Source organism: Streptomyces sp. NPDC002577 (assembly GCF_053594815.1).
This window is the reverse complement of the sequence record NZ_JBSFWK010000021.1, coordinates 23,209-39,526: the sequence shown is the minus strand read 5'-3', so window position 1 is coordinate 39,526 and position 16,318 is coordinate 23,209. Positions and strand designations below refer to the sequence as shown.

At 70.2% G+C, this 16,318-nt stretch carries 13 protein-coding genes; 3 read left to right on the top strand and 10 right to left on the bottom strand.

Going from position 1 to position 16,318, the window contains the following annotated elements; genetic code table 11:
• Positions 1-19: 19 nt before the first annotated feature.
• The 3 genes from ACWD4J_RS24685 to ACWD4J_RS24675 form a co-directional block, all read right to left on the bottom strand.
• The gene (locus tag ACWD4J_RS24685; protein WP_029385578.1) at positions 20-259 is read right to left on the bottom strand and encodes an RNA-binding protein; all 240 of its coding nucleotides are present in this window, start codon (positions 257-259) and stop codon (positions 20-22) included.
• A gap of 2 nt (positions 260-261) precedes the next feature.
• The gene (rpsP, locus tag ACWD4J_RS24680; protein ID WP_451397597.1) at positions 262-681 is read right to left on the bottom strand and encodes a 30S ribosomal protein S16; all 420 of its coding nucleotides are present in this window, start codon (positions 679-681) and stop codon (positions 262-264) included.
• A 236-nt stretch (positions 682-917) separates the two neighbouring features.
• Positions 918-1,514 carry a hypothetical protein gene (locus ACWD4J_RS24675; RefSeq protein WP_451397596.1) on the bottom strand — a complete coding sequence of 199 codons (597 nt, stop codon included), beginning with the start codon at positions 1,512-1,514 and terminating at the stop codon, positions 918-920.
• Between the two features lie 573 nt (positions 1,515-2,087).
• Between ACWD4J_RS24675 and ACWD4J_RS24670 the strand changes: the two genes are divergently transcribed.
• Positions 2,088-2,948 carry a class I SAM-dependent methyltransferase gene (locus ACWD4J_RS24670; RefSeq protein ID WP_451397595.1) on the top strand — a complete coding sequence of 287 codons (861 nt, stop codon included), beginning with the start codon at positions 2,088-2,090 and terminating at the stop codon, positions 2,946-2,948.
• A 141-nt stretch (positions 2,949-3,089) separates the two neighbouring features.
• Here the strand turns inward: ACWD4J_RS24670 and ffh are convergent, their stop codons facing one another.
• From ffh to nsdA, 5 genes are all read right to left on the bottom strand, one after another.
• Complete coding sequence (gene ffh, locus ACWD4J_RS24665) at positions 3,090-4,646, bottom strand: signal recognition particle protein (RefSeq protein ID WP_451397594.1); 1,557 nt, start codon at positions 4,644-4,646, stop codon at positions 3,090-3,092.
• A 217-nt stretch (positions 4,647-4,863) separates the two neighbouring features.
• Complete coding sequence (locus ACWD4J_RS24660) at positions 4,864-7,350, bottom strand: [protein-PII] uridylyltransferase (protein ID WP_451397593.1); 2,487 nt, start codon at positions 7,348-7,350, stop codon at positions 4,864-4,866.
• A gap of 42 nt (positions 7,351-7,392) precedes the next feature.
• Positions 7,393-7,731, bottom strand: coding sequence for a P-II family nitrogen regulator (locus tag ACWD4J_RS24655; protein WP_030231663.1), 339 nt, complete (start codon positions 7,729-7,731; stop codon positions 7,393-7,395).
• Positions 7,728-9,068, bottom strand: a complete 1,341-nt coding sequence (locus ACWD4J_RS24650; RefSeq protein WP_451397592.1) for an ammonium transporter — start codon at positions 9,066-9,068, stop codon at positions 7,728-7,730. The genes ACWD4J_RS24655 and ACWD4J_RS24650 overlap by 4 nt, the downstream gene beginning before the upstream one ends.
• 446 nt (positions 9,069-9,514) lie before the next feature.
• Entirely contained in the window at positions 9,515-10,999 is a 1,485-nt protein-coding gene (gene nsdA / locus ACWD4J_RS24645; RefSeq protein WP_451397591.1) for a transcriptional repressor NsdA, read from the bottom strand.
• A gap of 444 nt (positions 11,000-11,443) precedes the next feature.
• Between nsdA and ACWD4J_RS24640 the strand changes: the two genes are divergently transcribed.
• Complete coding sequence (locus ACWD4J_RS24640) at positions 11,444-12,106, top strand: bifunctional DNA primase/polymerase (RefSeq protein ID WP_451397590.1); 663 nt, start codon at positions 11,444-11,446, stop codon at positions 12,104-12,106.
• Positions 12,107-12,243: 137 nt separating this feature from the next.
• Here ACWD4J_RS24640 and ftsY read toward each other — a convergent pair whose 3' ends face one another.
• The gene (gene ftsY, locus ACWD4J_RS24635) at positions 12,244-13,455 is read right to left on the bottom strand and encodes a signal recognition particle-docking protein FtsY (RefSeq protein ID WP_451397589.1); all 1,212 of its coding nucleotides are present in this window, start codon (positions 13,453-13,455) and stop codon (positions 12,244-12,246) included.
• A 356-nt stretch (positions 13,456-13,811) separates the two neighbouring features.
• On the opposite strand from ftsY, the gene ACWD4J_RS24630 reads away from it, so the two are divergent.
• The gene (locus tag ACWD4J_RS24630) at positions 13,812-14,783 is read left to right on the top strand and encodes an LLM class flavin-dependent oxidoreductase (protein ID WP_451397588.1); all 972 of its coding nucleotides are present in this window, start codon (positions 13,812-13,814) and stop codon (positions 14,781-14,783) included.
• A 94-nt stretch (positions 14,784-14,877) separates the two neighbouring features.
• On the opposite strand, the gene ACWD4J_RS24625 is transcribed toward ACWD4J_RS24630, so the two are convergent.
• A complete protein-coding gene (locus ACWD4J_RS24625) occupies positions 14,878-16,296 on the bottom strand; it encodes a sugar porter family MFS transporter (RefSeq protein WP_451397587.1) in 1,419 nt (472 codons plus the stop codon).
• Between the last annotated feature and the right edge of the window lie 22 nt (positions 16,297-16,318).

Sequence of the window (16,318 nt, the reverse complement as noted above, 5' to 3'; positions counted from 1 at the left end):
GCCGGTGCTGCGTTCTGCGTCAGCGGACGTTGTCGACGTCGACCAGGTCGACGCGGACGCCGCGGCCGCCGATGGCGCCCACGACGGTGCGCAGGGCGCGCGCGGTACGGCCGTTGCGACCGATCACCTTGCCGAGGTCGTCGGGGTGGACCCGGACCTCGAGCACGCGCCCGCGGCGCAGGTTGCGCGAGGCCACCTGCACATCGTCAGGGTTGTCGACGATGCCCTTCACGAGGTGCTCGAGAGCCTCCTCGAGCATGCTCAGGCCTCGGTCGACTCGGACTCGGCCGCAGCCTCGTCCTTCTTCTCAGCCTTCTTCTTCTGGGTGATGGCCTCACCCTTGCCCTCGTCCTCGCCGCCCAGGGCGTCGAACGACGGGCGCGTGGCCTTCGCCTCGGCAACGAGCAGCGGCGCCGGGGCGGGCTCGCCCTTGAACTTCTGCCAGTCGCCGGTCTTCTTCAGAATGGCCAGAACGGGCTCGGTCGGCTGCGCGCCGACACCCAGCCAGTACGCCACGCGCTCGGCGTCGACCTCGATGCGCGACGGGTTCTGCACCGGGTGGTACAGACCGATCTCCTCGATGGCCCGGCCGTCACGGCGGGTACGGGAGTCGGCGACGACGATGCGGTAGTGAGGCGAACGGATCTTGCCCAGACGCTTCAGCTTGATCTTGACTGCCACGGGAGTGGATTCTCCTGGTTTGACGTGGTTGGGCACAACGAGATGCCGCGTGGGGTTGCGGTACCCGATCGGCCCGATGGACGCGTCAGCCGGAGGAGAGAGGGGTCCTATGCGACTGTCGAGTACAGCTGACCATTGTGCCATACGCCAAGGACACGGCCGAACCGGGACCGGCGCCGCCATCAGGGCAGCCCGCATGGCGCCCGGACCCGGCGCCGTGCGGGCTCCGGAGCGGTTCAGCTCGCGATCGCGGCGACCGCCTCGGGGATGCGGAACGGCTTGCCGCAGCCCCCGCAGACGATCGGCGCCTGGGCCAGGACGGACGGGACGACCCGCACATTGCGCCCGCAGTCGCACACCGCCTTGACGCGGACGCCGCCCCCGGAGGAGCCGTGCCGGGCGGCCGGGCCCCGGAAGCTGCGCGCCGTGTCTCCCGCGGTCGCGGCGGAGTGCGCCTTCAGGGCGCGCTGCAGCCGCTCGATCGTGGGGCGGTAGCGCTTCTTCGCCTCGGGGTTGAGCGTGACCAGGGAGAAACCGCTGCTGGGGTGCGGCTCGTCCGGGTGGTCCAGGCCCATCTCCTCGGCGATCGCGAGGAATCTGCGGTTGTGGTAGCGGCCGGCGCGCGAGGTGTCGCGGATTCCGCGCGCGGCGGCGATGCCGTGGACTGCCTCATGGAGCAGTCGCTCGAAGGAGAGCTCGTGCCCGCAGGCGGACGACGACTCCCCGATCAGGGATTCGGGCTCGGCAAGATCCGGCAGCTCGGGGTGGTACCGCTGAATGTCGGCCCACGCCTGCGCCAGCTCTGCGGCGAGAACAGGTGGTGTCGTGCTCACGTCGTGAGAACGAGCCGGAGTGCCTCAGTGTTCCTATTCCGGGGCATCCCAAATAATTTGCACGTACCCGTCAGTCGTCGCTCATGCGTCCGGACGAGGGCGGGTGCGCTGATCTGCGGAGAAGTTTCACAGCTCACGCCAAGGTGGTACGTAGTGGCGCGTACGCCCCGGGGCGTAGGCACGGTAATCGCGCCGGGAAACCAGTAACCGTCCGGTGCGCAAGTGACGTTTCGGCCGGTGTTCGCGCGCTCCTGTGGGGACTCAGTATGCCTCCGCCGCTGTCGCGGCCGTACCCAGGGTTCGCGTCCGTCTCCGGCGCCGCCCGCTCGTCGGTGACCAGACAGCGTACGGTCACCCTTCTGCACGGTGAGCCCGGCCTCGCCGTCGGGCGCTCACCAGCGGCAGTCCGACGGCGCACGGGGGCGCACAGCGGTGGCACGCAAGCATTGGCCCGTAACCCCTGGACGCCGTGGCGGAAGCGGAGTTTTCTGGCATACGGGGGGTGCGGGTGCACTGCACGGGGAGCGGCGGAGCAGGCCACGGCAGTAACTCTCGGCGGATTGGGGCCACTTAATGACATCTACGCTCGTGCGACAAAATCAGCCCCACTCGGAATCGACGCCCCCTCTGGACCTGTGTGCACGCGCGCGTGACTGGGCGGAGATCCAGGAGCGGATGCTGGTTCCGCTCTACGAAGCGGTGTACGAGCGACTCGGGACCGGCTCGGGCACCCGGCTGCTCGGCCTCGGCTGCGGATCGGGACTCGCCCTCCTGATGGCGGCGCGGCGGGGGGCATCCGTCACCGGTGTCGATTCTTCGTCTCCCGAGCGGCTGGCCCTCGCCCGGCAGCGGATGCTGCCCGACGGTGCGCCGGGCACGTACGCGTGCGCCGGCGTCCGGATCGTCGACGGAGATCCCATGGACACGGCCGTCTCGGGCGGCCCCGCGTACAACCTCGTCACCGCGTTCCAGCCGATCGGCTGCCTGGCGGGAGACTCCGAAGGGCTCGTTGAGCTGCTTGCGGCCGCGGCTCCACTGGCCGAGCGCGGTGCCCAGGTCGTACTGGCGGGATGGGGGCCTCCGGAGCGCTGCACGACGTCCTCCGTGCTGCGCGTCGCCACCAAGCTCGCGGATCCACTGCACAGCACGGGCAGCTGGCGCTCCGCCGGGCGGGACGACCTGGAGGAGGTCGCCCAGCGCGCGGGGCTGAGGCCCGACGGTTCCGGACGGGTGGCCTGCCCCTTCGGATACGCCGACATGGAGAGTGCCGTGCGGGGGCTGCTGTCCACGGGACTGTTCGACGCGGCGGCCGAGGCGACGGACCACGTTCAGGTCGACAAGGAGCTCACAGAAGCGCTGCATCCGCATCAGCGGCCGGACGGCACCGTGTGGATGCCGAACGTCTTCCGCTACCTCATCGCGCGTACGGCCTAGCAGGCAACGGCCCGCGGACGGCGGCGCAGCAAGAAGTACGAGCCCCCGCCGACAGTCCCGCACCACCACTCCCGCGCCAACGGGTAAGGGGCGTCCGCCATTGCGGACGCCCCTTACGGCGAACGGACGGGACCGGCCGCCTCAGCCCATGAACTTCTTGAACTCGTCCGGCAGCTCGAAGTCCTGAGCTGCCTGCTGCCCGGCCGGCAGGCCGAAGGCGCCGCCCTGAGCCGCGGTCTGCTCGCGCCGCGTGGCCTCGTCCAGCTCCTGCTGCCTGCGCTTCATCGGGTTGCCCGAGCGCTGCTTGCCCTTGGCCTTCTTGGGCTGCTTCTTCTGCCGGCCGGGGCCGCCACCCATGCCCGGGATCCCGGGCATGCCCGGCATACCGCCGCCCTGGGCCATGCGGGACATCATCTTGCGCGCCTCGAAGAACCGCTCGACCAGGTTCTTGACCGCGCTGACCTCGACACCGGAACCCTTGGCGATACGGGCGCGCCGGGAACCGTTGATGATCGTCGGGTCCTGCCGCTCGCCCGGCGTCATCGACTTGATGATCGCGGCGGTGCGGTCCACGTCCCGCTCGTCGAGGTTGTTGATCTGGTCCTTGATCTGGTTCATCCCCGGCAGCATGCCGAGCAGCTTGGAGATGGAGCCCATCTTCCTGACCTGCTCCATCTGCGCCAGGAAGTCGTCGAGCGTGAAGTCCTTGCCCTTGGCGGACGCCAGCTTGGAGGCCATCTTCTCGGCCTCTTGCTGCGAGAAGGTCTGCTCGGCCTTCTCGATCAGCGTGAGCACGTCGCCCATGCCGAGGATGCGGGACGCCATCCGGTCCGGGTGGAACGCGTCGAAGTCGTCCAGCTTCTCGCCGTTGGAGGCGAACATGATCTGGCGGCCGGTGACATGCGCGATCGAGAGCGCCGCACCACCGCGGGCGTCACCGTCGAGCTTGGAGAGCACCACGCCGTCGAAGCCGACGCCGTCCCGGAAGGCCTCCGCGGTGTTGACCGCGTCCTGACCGATCATCGCGTCGACGACGAACAGGACCTCGTCCGGCGAGACCGCGTCACGGATGTCCGCGGCCTGCTGCATCATCTCCTGGTCGATACCGAGGCGGCCCGCAGTGTCGACGACCACGACGTCGTACTGCTTGGTGCGCGCGTACTCGATGGAGTCCTTGGCGACCTGGACCGGGTCGCCGACGCCGTTGCCCGGCTCCGGAGCGTAGATGCCGACGCCGGCGCGCTCGGCGACGACCGCGAGCTGGTTGACGGCGTTCGGGCGCTGCAGGTCACAGGCCACGAGCAGCGGCGCGTGCCCCTGCGCCTTCAGCCAGTGGCCGAGCTTTCCGGCGAGCGTCGTCTTACCGGCACCCTGCAGACCCGCCAGCATGATCACGGTCGGCGGCTGCTTGGCGAACCGCAGACGGCGGGTCTCGCCGCCGAGGATGCCGATCAGCTCCTCGTTGACGATCTTGATGACCTGCTGGGCGGGGTTCAGGGCCTGGGAGACCTCGGCGCCGGCCGCACGCTCTTTGACCTGCTTGATGAAGGAGCGGACGACGGGCAGGGCCACGTCCGCCTCGAGCAGCGCGATACGGATTTCGCGCGCCGTGGCGTCGATATCCGCCTCACTGAGGCGCCCCTTGCCGCGGAGGTTCTTGAATGTCGCTGCGAGGCGATCGGAAAGAGTATCGAACACGGCGGTCGTGGATCCTCGGGTCGGGTGCGGGAGCAGGTCGCCCTCCAGGGTATCCGCCCGGGCAAGCTGGTCACCCTCACCCGTCGTCAATACATGGGTGGGATGCCCCGATACCCGGGCAAGACGTCCCTGCACTGGGAGACGTCGGGGTCACTGAGGGACCTGCGGTCGCTGAGGCGCGTCCAGCACCGGAAGCACCTCAGCCGCAGGCACGTCCTCAGCCCCGCAACGTCTCCTCCAAGGTCCGGGCCACCGAAGCCGCCTCCTCCCCCGGCAGCGGCGCGCCCTCGGGTCCGGTCACGTAGAACGCGTCCACGGCGTTGGCGCCCAGCGTGCTGACATGCGCGCTGCGCACGCGTACACGGGCGTCCTCCAGGGCGCGCCCGATGCGGTGCAGCAGCCCGGGCGCGTCCTTGGCGCGTACCTCGATCACGGTCGCGAGCCGGGACGCCGCCGGGGCGACCGTGACCCGCGGCGGAGGCGCCACCGTTCCGCGCCGCCGCGGATAGGCGGCATCGCGTTCGGCGAGGCGGGCCGGGATGTCGAGGGACCCGTCGAGCGCACGTACCAGGTCGGCGCGCAGGCGGGCGGCCTGCGGCAGCGAGCCGTACTCGGCGGCCACGCGCCAGTCGAGCAGCAGCACCGAGTCGTACGCCTCGTCGTTCACCCCGTCGGGCAGCGGCAGCGCCCGCAGCTCGGCGGTGCGCACCGTCAGCCGGTGCATGGCCAGCACGCCTGCCACCGCGGGCAGCACTCCGGGCTGGTCGGGCACCGCGATGAGCAGCTCCACGCCCAGTGGCTCCGGATCGGCGGAGGGCTTGTCGGGGTCGGAGGCGGCGGACGTCTCGAGTTGCGGCTCGGTCTGCGCCCGCAGGGCGAGGACGGGTCCGCCGGTGCGGAACGCCTCGACGGCGAGTCGTTCCTGCTCCGCCGTGGGCGCCGCGGGCTCGGGCTCATCGGGGGCGTCGCCGGCGAGTACCGCCGAGACGCGTTTGACGAGGTCGGCCACCAGCGAACCGCGCCATGACGACCAGGCGGCCGGCCCGGTGGCCAGCGCGTCGGCCTCGGTGAGCGCGTGCAGGAGTTCGAGAGTGCTCTGGGAGCCGACCGCCTCGGCGACGGACCGGACCGTCGCCGGATCCTCCAGGTCGCGCCGGGTGGCGGTCTCGATGAGCAGCAGGTGGTGGCGTACCAGTGCGGCGAGTACGACGACGTCCGTGCGGTCGAAGCCGATCCGTGCGGCCACGTCGCGGGCGATGATCTCGCCGGCCACCGAGTGGTCGCCGGGCCAGCCCTTGCCGATGTCGTGCAGCAGCGCGGCGACCAGCAGGAGGTCGGGACGCCCGACGCGGCGGGTCAGCGCGGCGGCGCGCACGGCCGTCTCGACCAGGTGCCGGTCGACGGTCCAGGTGTGCACGGGATTGCGCTGGGGACGGCAGCGCACCCGCTCCCAGTCGGGCAGCAGCCTGGTGATCAGGCCTTCCGCCTCCAGGGCCTCCCACACCTCGACGGTGGGCCTTCCGGCGCCGAGCAAAGTCACGAGCTGCTCGCGCGCCTCGGCGGGCCAGGGGGTGGGCAGTGGCCGGGCGGCGCTCGCCAGTCGCCGTACCGCGTGCAGGGACATCGGCAGACCGGCCTGCGCGGCCGCCGCAGCGGCGCGCAAGGGGAGCACGGGGTCGCGTTCGGGGCGCGCGGTGCGCGCGAGCACAACCTCGCCGTCCTGCTCGACGACGCCCTCGGCGAGCGGGGACCTTTCGGGCGCCGGCTTGCTGCCGCCGCCCAGCATGGCGCGCAGCCGGGGCCGGGCGCCGCGCGACCGCAGCACACGCCCCACCTCACGCCATGTGACGTCACTTGCATACGAAACGGTGCGTGCCGCCTCGTACACCTGGCGGAGCAATGTGTCGGCGTCCAGGAGGCCGAGTTCCGCGGCGACCTGGTCCTGCTCCTGGAGGGAGAGGCGGTCGGTGGCGCGTCCGGTGGTCAGGTGCAGGGCGTCGCGTACGTCGAGCAGACGGCGGCGGGCGTCGGCGAGCCCCTCGCGCGGGGCGTCGGCGAGCCAGGAGGCGGCGACGGCGCGCAGGGCGGTGGCGTCGCGCAGACCGCCGCGGGCCTCCTTGAGGTCGGGTTCGAGGAGGTACTGCAGCTCGCCCTGGCGTTCGGCGCGCTCGGCGCAGAGCTCCTGGAGTTCAGGGAGGCGCTTGGGCGCCTGATTGCGCCAGTCGGCGAGGACGGCGGTGCGCAGGCCCGCGGTGAGGCCGAGGTCGCCCGCGATGTGGCGGGCGTCGAGCAGTCCCAGCTGGACCTTGAGGTCCTCGCCCGCGGTCTTGCGGGCCTCGCTCGGCGTACGGACGGAGTGGTCGAGGGCGAGGCCCAGGTCCCACACGGGGTACCAGATCCGGTCGGCCAGTGAGGCCACCGCACCCGAGTCCGCGCCGCCGTCGTGCAGGAGCAGCAGGTCGAGGTCGCTGCGCGGGGAGAGTTCGCCGCGTCCGTAGCCGCCGACGGCGACGAGGGACGCGCCCTTCACGTCTGCGGCTGCCGCCGTGAACAGCCCGCTCAGCCAGTCGTCGGTGAGGTCTGCCAGGGCGGTACGGCGCGGCGGCCCGGACTGCGACTCCTCCTGGAGGAGCTGCAGCCGGGCCGCCGCGTAGCCGCTGGGTCCCGAGTCTTCCGCTTCCGTCTTCACGTCCACACTCGTCACCCAGCGACTCCTGTTCTTCTTCTCGGTCAGAGCGCGTCTCGGTCAGAGCGCGTCGGGACCGCGCTCGCCAGTCCGCACCCGTACGGCCGTCTCGACCGGGATGCTCCAGACCTTGCCATCACCGATCTTGCCGGTGCGGGCGGCCTTCACGACGACGTCGATCAGCTGCTCCGCGTCGTCGTCCTCGACCAGCACCTCGATACGGATCTTCGGGACCAGGTCGACCGTGTACTCGGCGCCGCGGTACACCTCGGTGTGCCCGCGCTGACGACCGTAGCCGCTGGCCTCGGTGACCGTCAGCCCGTGGACCCCGAAGGCCTGGAGGGCTTCCTTGATCTCGTCGAGCCGGTGGGGCTTGACGACTGCCGTGATGAGCTTCATGCGTCCACCTTCTTGCTCTCCGCCGCAGCCGGGGCGGGCGTCGCCGTGCGAGAAGCCGCGCCGCCGCCGGCGCCGCTGAAGTCGTACGCGGTCTCGGCGTGCTCGACCTGGTCGATGCCGGCGACCTCTTCGTCCTCGCTGACCCGCATGCCCATCGTCTTGTCGATGAGGAAGGCGAGGACCGCGGAGGCGATGAGCGAGTAGGCGAGGATCGCACCGACACCGGCGCACTGCTTCCACAGCTGGGTCAGGCCGCCGCCGTAGAAGAGACCCGCGGCGTCGGACTGGCCGCCACCGGTGGCGAAGAAGCCGATGAGCAGGGAGCCGATCACACCACCGACGAGGTGGACACCGACGACGTCGAGCGAGTCGTCGTAGCCGAACTTGTACTTCAGGCCGACGGCCATGGCGCAGAGCAGACCGGCGATGGCACCGACGGCGATCGCGCCGAGCGGGGAGACCGCACCACCGGACGGGGTGATCGCGACCAGACCCGCGACCGCACCGGAGGCGGCACCCAGCGTGGTGAACGCGCCGTGGCGGATCTTCTCGTAGAGCAGCCAGGCGAGCATGGCGGCGGCGGTGGCGATCTGCGTGTTGATGAACATCAGCGCGCCGACGCCGTCGTCGTTGCCCAGCCACGAGCCGGCATTGAATCCGAACCAGCCGAACCACAGCAGACCGGCGCCGAGCATGACGAGCGGCAGGCTGTGCGGCCGCATCGGGTCCTTCTTGAAGCCGACGCGCTTGCCGATGACCAGGATCACGCCGAGCGCCGCGGCACCGGCGTTGATGTGGACCGCCGTACCACCGGCGAAGTCGATGACGCCGAGGTCGAAGGCCCAGCCGCCGGTCCCCCATACCCAGTGGGCCACGGGGAAGTAGACGACGATGGCCCAGAGCGTGATGAAGAGGGACCACGCCGTGAACTTCACACGGTCCGCGAGCGCACCGCTGATCAGAGCGGGCGTGATGATCGCGAACATCAGCTGGAAGACGGCGAAGACATAGATCGGGATGGTGTAACCGGGCCAGAGCTCGGTCTTTCCGATGCCGCTGAGCCCGATGAAGTCACCGGACCAGCCGATAAGGCTGCCGTGGTCGGTGCCGAACGCCATCGAGAAGCCGAAGAGCACCCAGAGAATGGTGATGATCCCCAGGCTGATGAAGCTCATCATCAGCATGTTGAGGGTGCTCTTGACGCGGACCATGCCTCCGTAGAAGAAGGCCAGGCCCGGTGTCATGAGCATCACCAGGGCAGAAGACAGAAGCATGAATCCGGTGTTAGCGGCAGACAGCGTTGGAGCGTCTGCGGCAAGCGTGATGGCTGATGCCATCGGCGTCTCCTCGTCGTAGTACGGCCCCGTGCGGGCGAAGCCTGATCGGGCGGAGGGGTGGGCCGGTTATGCGCCAGAGGTTTTCGCAGCGCCGTTTCGACGGAAGCCACTCGATGTTTCGCGGCAGTGACGAAGGCGATGTGGGTGTTACGGATACATGAACTGCCGGATCTCGGGCCGCGCGATCGTTATCGTGGCGCAACCTTCCAGCAGAAGGACGTAAAACTCGCCCGCTGCGGCAGCAGCCATCGCGAAGAAACCCCACAGCCGATCGAGAAACGCCCATGGCGCCCCAGCCCGGCCCGCGCCGGCCCCGGTGGAGGGAACGATCCGGCCGCGGCGCGGTCGTCCCGGGGACCTGGCGTGGGGGTGCCGAGTCGGGCGGATCGGGACGGCCGGCCGCGGCCGGGGTCTTCCAGGGGGCCTCGGGTACGGGGCGCGGGCTTCTAGACGGCCTCTGCGTTCTCGGGCAGGTGGACGGCGAGCTGCTCGGTCAGATCGACCACCTCGGCGACGTCCCCGAAGTCACGCACGGCCGTGTCCACGGTCTTGCGGATACGGGTGTTCACCCGCTCCGAGCGGACCTTCTTGGCGATGGTCATGGCCGTCCCGGCCATGGCGGCGCTCTCCTCGGGCTCCCTGCGCAGCAGGTGCACCGTGGCCATGCCGATCAGGTTCAGTGCGTACGACCGCTGGTGCTCGGTGTCCTGGCCGAACAGCTCCACGGCCCTGGCCATGTGGGGTTCGGCGAGCGACGCGTACGCGGGACTGCGACCGGCCACATAGGCGAGGTCCCGGTAGGAGTGGGCGTTCTCGCCGTTGAGCTCGGCCTCGGAGAAGAACCGGATCCAGTCGGGCTCGGGCTCGTCGAACTCGAGGGCGTCGGCGAAGGTGTCCTCGGCCATACGGACGGCTCGCTTGCACTTGCCGGGCTGGCCCATGTTCGCGTAGGCGCGCGCCTCCATCGCATACAGCATCGCCTGGGTGCGCGGTGACGCACAGTCACGACTTCCGTACTGCGCGAGATGGATGAGCTCCAGGGCGTCGTCCGGGCGGCCGAGGTGGATCATCTGGCGGCTCATGCTGGAGAGGACGAACGATCCGAAGGGCTTGTCGCCCGCTTCCTTGGCGGCGTGCAGGGCGAGGACGAAGTACTTCTGCGCGGTGGGCTGCAGGCCCACGTCGTAGCTCATCCAGCCGGCCAGCTCGGCGAGCTCGGCGGCGACCTTGAACAGCCGCTTGGCGGTGGCCGCCGGCTGGGGCTCCTGGAGCAGGTCCGTCACCTCGTGAAGCTGGCCGACGACCGCCTTGCGGCGCAGACCTCCGCCGCACTGGGCGTCCCACTGGCGGAACATGACGGTGGTGGACTCGAGGAGGTCGAGCTCCGGCCCGGAGAGCCGGTTGCCGCGACGGGAGGACGACGCCGACGACGACGTCTCGGGTTCGCCCAGCTGCGTGGCGGGCGCGGGCACCAGCCAGCGCTGCAGGGGCTCGACGAGGGAGGGGCCCGCGGACAGGGCCAGCGAGGTCCCGAGGAAGCCGCGCCGCGCCAGCATCAGGTCGCTGCGCGAGAACTCGCTGATCAGCGCCACCGTCCCCGGGCCCGTCCAGGGCAGGTCCACGCCGGACACGGAGGGCGACTGGTGCGCGGCGCGCAGACCCAGGTCCTCGACGGCGACCACGCAGCCGAAACGCTCCGAGAAGAGCTCGGAGAGGATGCGCGGGATCGGCTCGCGCGGATTCTCGCCGTCCAGCCAGCGGCGCACCCGCGAGGTGTCGGTGGAGATGTGGTTGGCGCCCAGCTGGCGGGCGCGCCGGTTCACCTGGCGCGCAAGCTCGCCCTTCGACCAGCCGCTGCGCACGAACCACGAGCTCAGCAGCTCGTTCGGGCGCTTCTCAGCGTTCGCACCGGTTCCACCGTTGCCGCCCACTGGAACGCCCCCATCCTTCAAGCAACTTGTGTCCGCGGGTATGCCGCAAGCCCCCAGGATGCCGTGCGCCGCGGTCGCACGTCCGGTGATTGTCACCCGCCGTACAGGAACCGACTTGCCTCCGGCATACCCACAAGCGCGCACATCCCCAGGACTCGTGTACTCAAAGTAATCCTACGATCACCCCTCCGGCGAGGCCCTTCCAGGAATCGCCACCATTCGCCACCCCTTCGAATGAACTCCGTAGCGGTTGCAGACGGTTGACTTGACGTCAGGCGAGCGGAAATGTCGTAGCGATGCGTGTTGGGGCGCACGGAACCTGGCGCGCCACCCGCTGTGCAGCCGGACGCCGCCATGACCGGAGAGTCACGGAGGCCGAGAGCGGAGAGTCACGGATGACGACCTCCTCGTAACCACCCGCCGACCGGACCCGTTGGAGGGGGCATGGGCTTCACAATCGGCAGCAGCCGGGCGATGCGCGAGATCCGGCCCGGCTCACGGCGTCGCGGCCGGGCGTCCGAGTGCACCGCGGTGGCGGAGTTCACCGGCCTGTGGGGATGGGACGTCGCCCCCGGGGCGCGAGCTGCCGACGGCACCTGCTCATGCGGCAGGGCCGGCTGCCCGGCTCCCGGCGCTCATCCCCTGGATTTCGCTTCCACCGTCCCGGCGGGGGCCACCCTCGGCGAGGTCACCGAGGCCTGGGGCGAGTATCCCGGCGCCGCGGTGATGCTCCCGGTGGGGCGTGCCTTCGACGTGCTCGAGGTGAGTGAGGCGGCCGGCCGGCGCGCGCTCGTGCGGCTGGAGCGCATGGGGATTCCGGTCGGCCCGGTGACGGCCACGCCGGACGGCCGGGCGCACTTCTTCGTCGCTCCGGGCACCACGGCGGAGCTTCCGGCGCTTCTCTACCGGACGGGCTGGGACGACGCGACGCTCGACCTGCGTGGGCTGGGCCCCGGTGATCACATCACGGCCCCGCCCTCCGACCGCGGCGGCCTCGGCCCGGTCCGCTGGCTGCGCTCCCCCGCGCTCGACTCGGCCGACGATCCACCCCAGGCGCGACTACTACTGGGGACGCTGGCGTATGTGGCGCACCGTCTCTGCGCCTGAGGCACGCGCCTGAGGCACAGAACCTTGCGCCTGACGCACATACGTACGAACTTTGCGTCTGTGGCATGCACGAGGGGCTCACCGCGGTTCAGTACCGCGGTGAGCCCCTCGTCTGCGCAGGTGACTCCGTAACCCGCTCATTCCCCGATGAGCGCGTCCACGAACGCCTCGGGCTCGAAGGGGGCCAGGTCGTCGGCGCCCTCGCCGAGGCCTACGAGCTTGACCGGCACGCCCAGCTCCCGCTGGACCGCGACGACGATGCCGCCCTTCGCCGTGCCGTCGAGCTTGGTCAGCACGATCCCGGTGATGTCGACGACCTCGGCGAAGACACGCGCCTGGACCAGGCCGTTCTGGCCGGTGGTGGCGTCCAGGACGAGCAGGACCTCGTCGAGCGGCGCGTGCTTCTCGACGACGCGCTTGACCTTGCCGAGCTCGTCCATCAGTCCGGTCTTGGTATGCAGCCGGCCCGCGGTGTCGATCAGGACGACGTCGGCGCCCTCCTCGATGCCCTCCTTCACCGCGTCGAAGGCAATGGACGCCGGGTCGCCGCCCTCGGGACCGCGCACGGTACGGGCACCGACGCGCTCGCCCCACGTCTGCAGCTGGTCGGCCGCGGCCGCACGGAAGGTGTCCGCGGCGCCGAGCACGACGGACTTGCGGTCGGCGACGAGCACGCGCGCGAGCTTGCCGGTGGTCGTGGTCTTGCCGGTGCCGTTGACCCCGACGACCATGACGATGCCGGGCGTGTCCAGGGCGGACTCGGTGTTGACCGTGCGGTCGAAGTCGGTGCCGATGAGCTTCAGCAGCTCATCGCGCAGCAGACCGCGCAGCTCGTCGGGCGTACGGGTGCCGAGCACCTTGACGCGCTCGCGCAGCCGCTCGACGAGCTCCTGGGTGGGCGCGACGCCGACGTCGGCGGTGAGGAGGGTGTCCTCGATCTCCTCCCAGGTGTCGTCGTCGAGATGCTCGCGCGAGAGCAGCGTGAGCAGTCCCTTGCCGAGCGCGTTCTGCGAGCGGGAGAGCCGGGCGCGCAGGCGCACCAGCCGTCCCGCGGTCGGCTCCGGGATCTCGATCTCGGGGGCGGCCGGGGCCTCGGGCTCCTCGACCACGACGGGGGCGGACGCTCCCGGCTCGACGAGCGGGAGGTCGACCTCCTCGATCGTGCGGCGGGTTTCGTCGCGCGGTGTCTCGGCCTCTTCGCCGACATGCGGCTCGGCCGGAGGGGCGGTGATCTCGGGCGCGGTGGGCGGCGGGGGCAGCTGCTTCCTTCTGCGGCTGCCGACCACGAGCCCGCCGAGCGCGCCGATCACGACCACGGCGATGACTACAGCAAGGATGACGATGTCCATAACGCGTCCAGTATGCGTGACCTCCCCCTCGGACTGTTCGCTCGTTGAACAGGGCAGCGTGCCGTACGGGCCGGGCCGGTCCGCCGCCTGGTCACTCTGATCGCCTTCGTCGCCGGTACGTTCCTGATCAGCGGCCTGGGCCGCAAGGTGCCGCACGGCTGCAGCACCTGGTCGACATATCTCTTCGCCTCGCCAGGCCCTTCGGATCCACGGCGATGATCGTCGTCGGCATCGGCAGCCGACGAGGCCGAGCCCCCGGTGTCCGAACCCGGTCCGGCACTCGCCTGACCCTGTTCATCTGACGCTCCGTCAGCTACCGTCCCCTTCGCCCGCCCATGGTGAAGGGGGACGTCGTCATGCCCGTCACGGTCGTACGTTTCAATCTCGTCGATCCCGCCGCCACACCCGCGTCGCTGAGCGCCCGCTATCGCGCCGCGGTGGAGATGGCCGCGTATGCCGACGGCCGCGGTGTCACCACGGTGCAGACCGAGGAGCACCACGGCGTCGCGAACAACTGGCTGCCGTCGCCCTTCGCCTTCGCGGGGGCCGTCTTCGGCGCGACCCGGCACATCGCCGTCACGGTGTCCGCGGTCATCGGCCCGCTGCACGACCCGCTGCGGCTCGCGGAGGACATCGCCGTACTGGACCTGCTCAGCGGCGGGCGGCTGGTGACCGTGGTGGGGATCGGCTACCGGCCCGAGGAGTACGCGGCCTTCGACGTCGAGTGGAAGCGGCGCGGCCGGCTGCAGGACGAGCTGCTCGAGACGCTGCTCAAGGCATGGACGGGCGAGCCCTTCGAGTTCCGCGGCCGCACGGTCCGGGTCACCCCGCGCCCGTACAACGAGCCGCATCCGCTGCTGCTGGTCGGCGGCTCCTCGCGGGCCGCCGCGCGCAGGGCCGCACGCCTCGGGCTGCCGTTCTTCCCCAGCGCGCATCTGCCGGAGCTGGAGGCGTACTACCAGGAGCGGTGCGCCGAATACGGCACCGAGGGGTTCTGCATGATGCCCGCCGCCGAGACTCCGCTGTTGCACATAGCCGAGGACCCGGACCGGGTGTGGGCGGAGTACGGACAGCACTTCCTGCACGAGGCGCGCACCTACGCGTCCTGGCAGTCACCGGACATCAAGTCCGCCGTGCGCTCGGCGGCGACGACGGTGGACGAACTGCGCGACGAGGGCGTCTACCGCGTCCTCACCCCGGACGAGTGCGTGAGCCTGGGCGTGGACAACCACGTGCTGCATCCGCTCTGCGGCGGCATGCCGGTCGACGAGGGGTGGCGCAGCCTGCACCTCTTCGCCGAGCAGGTGCTTCCGCGGCTGAAGGACTGAGCGGCGACCGTCGTCCCGCCGTGGACGCGCCGCCCCGGCCCGGGCAGAGGCCGGGCCGGGGCGGCGCAGGTTCGAGGAGAGGGGCAGCGGGGACTCAGCCCATCTCCTCCAACGCCTTGCCCTTGGTCTCCTTCACGAACTTGAGTACGAAGGGGATCGAGAGCGCGGCGAAGATCGTGTAGATGATGTACGTCGCGGAGAGGTTCCAGTCCGCAAGGGACGGGAAGGTCGCGGTGATCAGCCAGTTGGCGATCCACTGGGCGGAGGCGGCCACGCCGAGCGCCGCGGCACGGATCTTGTTCGGGAACATCTCGCCGAGCAGGACCCAGACGACCACACCCCAGGAGAGAGCGAAGAAGAGGACGAAGATGTGGGCCGCGATCAGGGCCACCCAGCCCTGGGTGGCCGGCAGCTTGCCGTCCACGAGGTCGTAACTGAAGGCCCAGGCCTCCAGTGCGAGACCGACGACCATGCCCGCGGAACCGATGAGCGCGAGCGGCTTACGGCCGATCCTGTCGACGAAGATCATGGCGATCACGGTGCCGACGATGTTGATGATCGACGTGGTGAACGAGTACAGGAACGAATCCGCCGGGTTCACACCGACCGACTGCCAGAGGGTCGCCGAGTAGTAGAACGCCACGTTGATGCCGACGAACTGCTGGAAGACCGACAGCCCGATGCCGATCCAGACGATCGGCTTGAAGAAGTAGCTGCCGCCGAGCAGGTCCTTGAAGGTCGGCTTCTCCTGCCGGCGCATGGCGTGCTTGATCTCCCCCATGCGGGCATCGAGATCGACACCCTTGCCCTCGACCTCTTCGAGCACCTTACGGGCGCGTGCGTCGTGGCCGGCTTCGATCAGATAGCGGGGCGACTCGGGGATGGCGAAGGAGAGCAGGCCGTAGAGGACGGCCGGGATGACCATGACGCCGAGCATGACCTGCCAGGCCTCCAGGCCGATCACCTGGCCGCGCTGGTTGCCGCCCGCGGCGGTCAGGATGGCGTAGTTCACCAGCTGTGAGATGGCGATGCCGATGACGATCGCGGCCTGCTGGAAGGAGCCGAGCCGTCCGCGGTACGCGGCCGGGGCGACCTCGGCGATATAGGCGGGGCCGATGACGGAGGCCATACCGATGGCGAAGCCGCCGACGATCCGCCAGAAGGCCAGGTCCCACAGGGCGAAGGGCAGGGCGGAACCGATGGCGCTGATGGTGAAGAGGACGGAAGCGATCTGCATACACCGGATGCGGCCGATGCGGTCGGCGATCCGTCCCGCCGTCGCGGCACCGATGGCGCAACCGATCAGCGCGATCGCGATCACCTGGGCGAGGGTCGCGGATCCGATGGCGTAGCGATCCCGGATGGCCTCGACGGCGCCGTTGATCACGGCACTGTCGTAGCCGAAGAGGAAGCCACCCATCGCGGCGGCGGCCGCGATGAAGACGACATGGGCTAGATGCTCCGGATGAGCTTCCCTTGCTCCGGATGTCGGAGCCTTCTCTGTGCTGGTCACGTGAGTACTCCTAGGGCCACCG

What these genes read in the sequence shown, in the direction of transcription:
- ACWD4J_RS24685 (WP_029385578.1), bottom strand. Translation starts at nt 259, where the DNA reads ATGCTCGAGGAGGCTCTCGAGCACCTCGTGAAGGGCATCGTCGACAAC.
- ACWD4J_RS24670 (WP_451397595.1), top strand. Translation starts at nt 2,088, where the DNA reads ATGACATCTACGCTCGTGCGACAAAATCAGCCCCACTCGGAATCGACG.
- ACWD4J_RS24655 (WP_030231663.1), bottom strand. Translation starts at nt 7,731, where the DNA reads ATGAAGCTCATCACGGCAGTCGTCAAGCCCCACCGGCTCGACGAGATC.
- ACWD4J_RS24650 (WP_451397592.1), bottom strand. Translation starts at nt 9,068, where the DNA reads ATGGCATCAGCCATCACGCTTGCCGCAGACGCTCCAACGCTGTCTGCC.
- ACWD4J_RS24640 (WP_451397590.1), top strand. Translation starts at nt 11,444, where the DNA reads ATGGGCTTCACAATCGGCAGCAGCCGGGCGATGCGCGAGATCCGGCCC.
- ftsY (WP_451397589.1), bottom strand. Translation starts at nt 13,455, where the DNA reads ATGGACATCGTCATCCTTGCTGTAGTCATCGCCGTGGTCGTGATCGGC.
- ACWD4J_RS24630 (WP_451397588.1), top strand. Translation starts at nt 13,812, where the DNA reads ATGCCCGTCACGGTCGTACGTTTCAATCTCGTCGATCCCGCCGCCACA.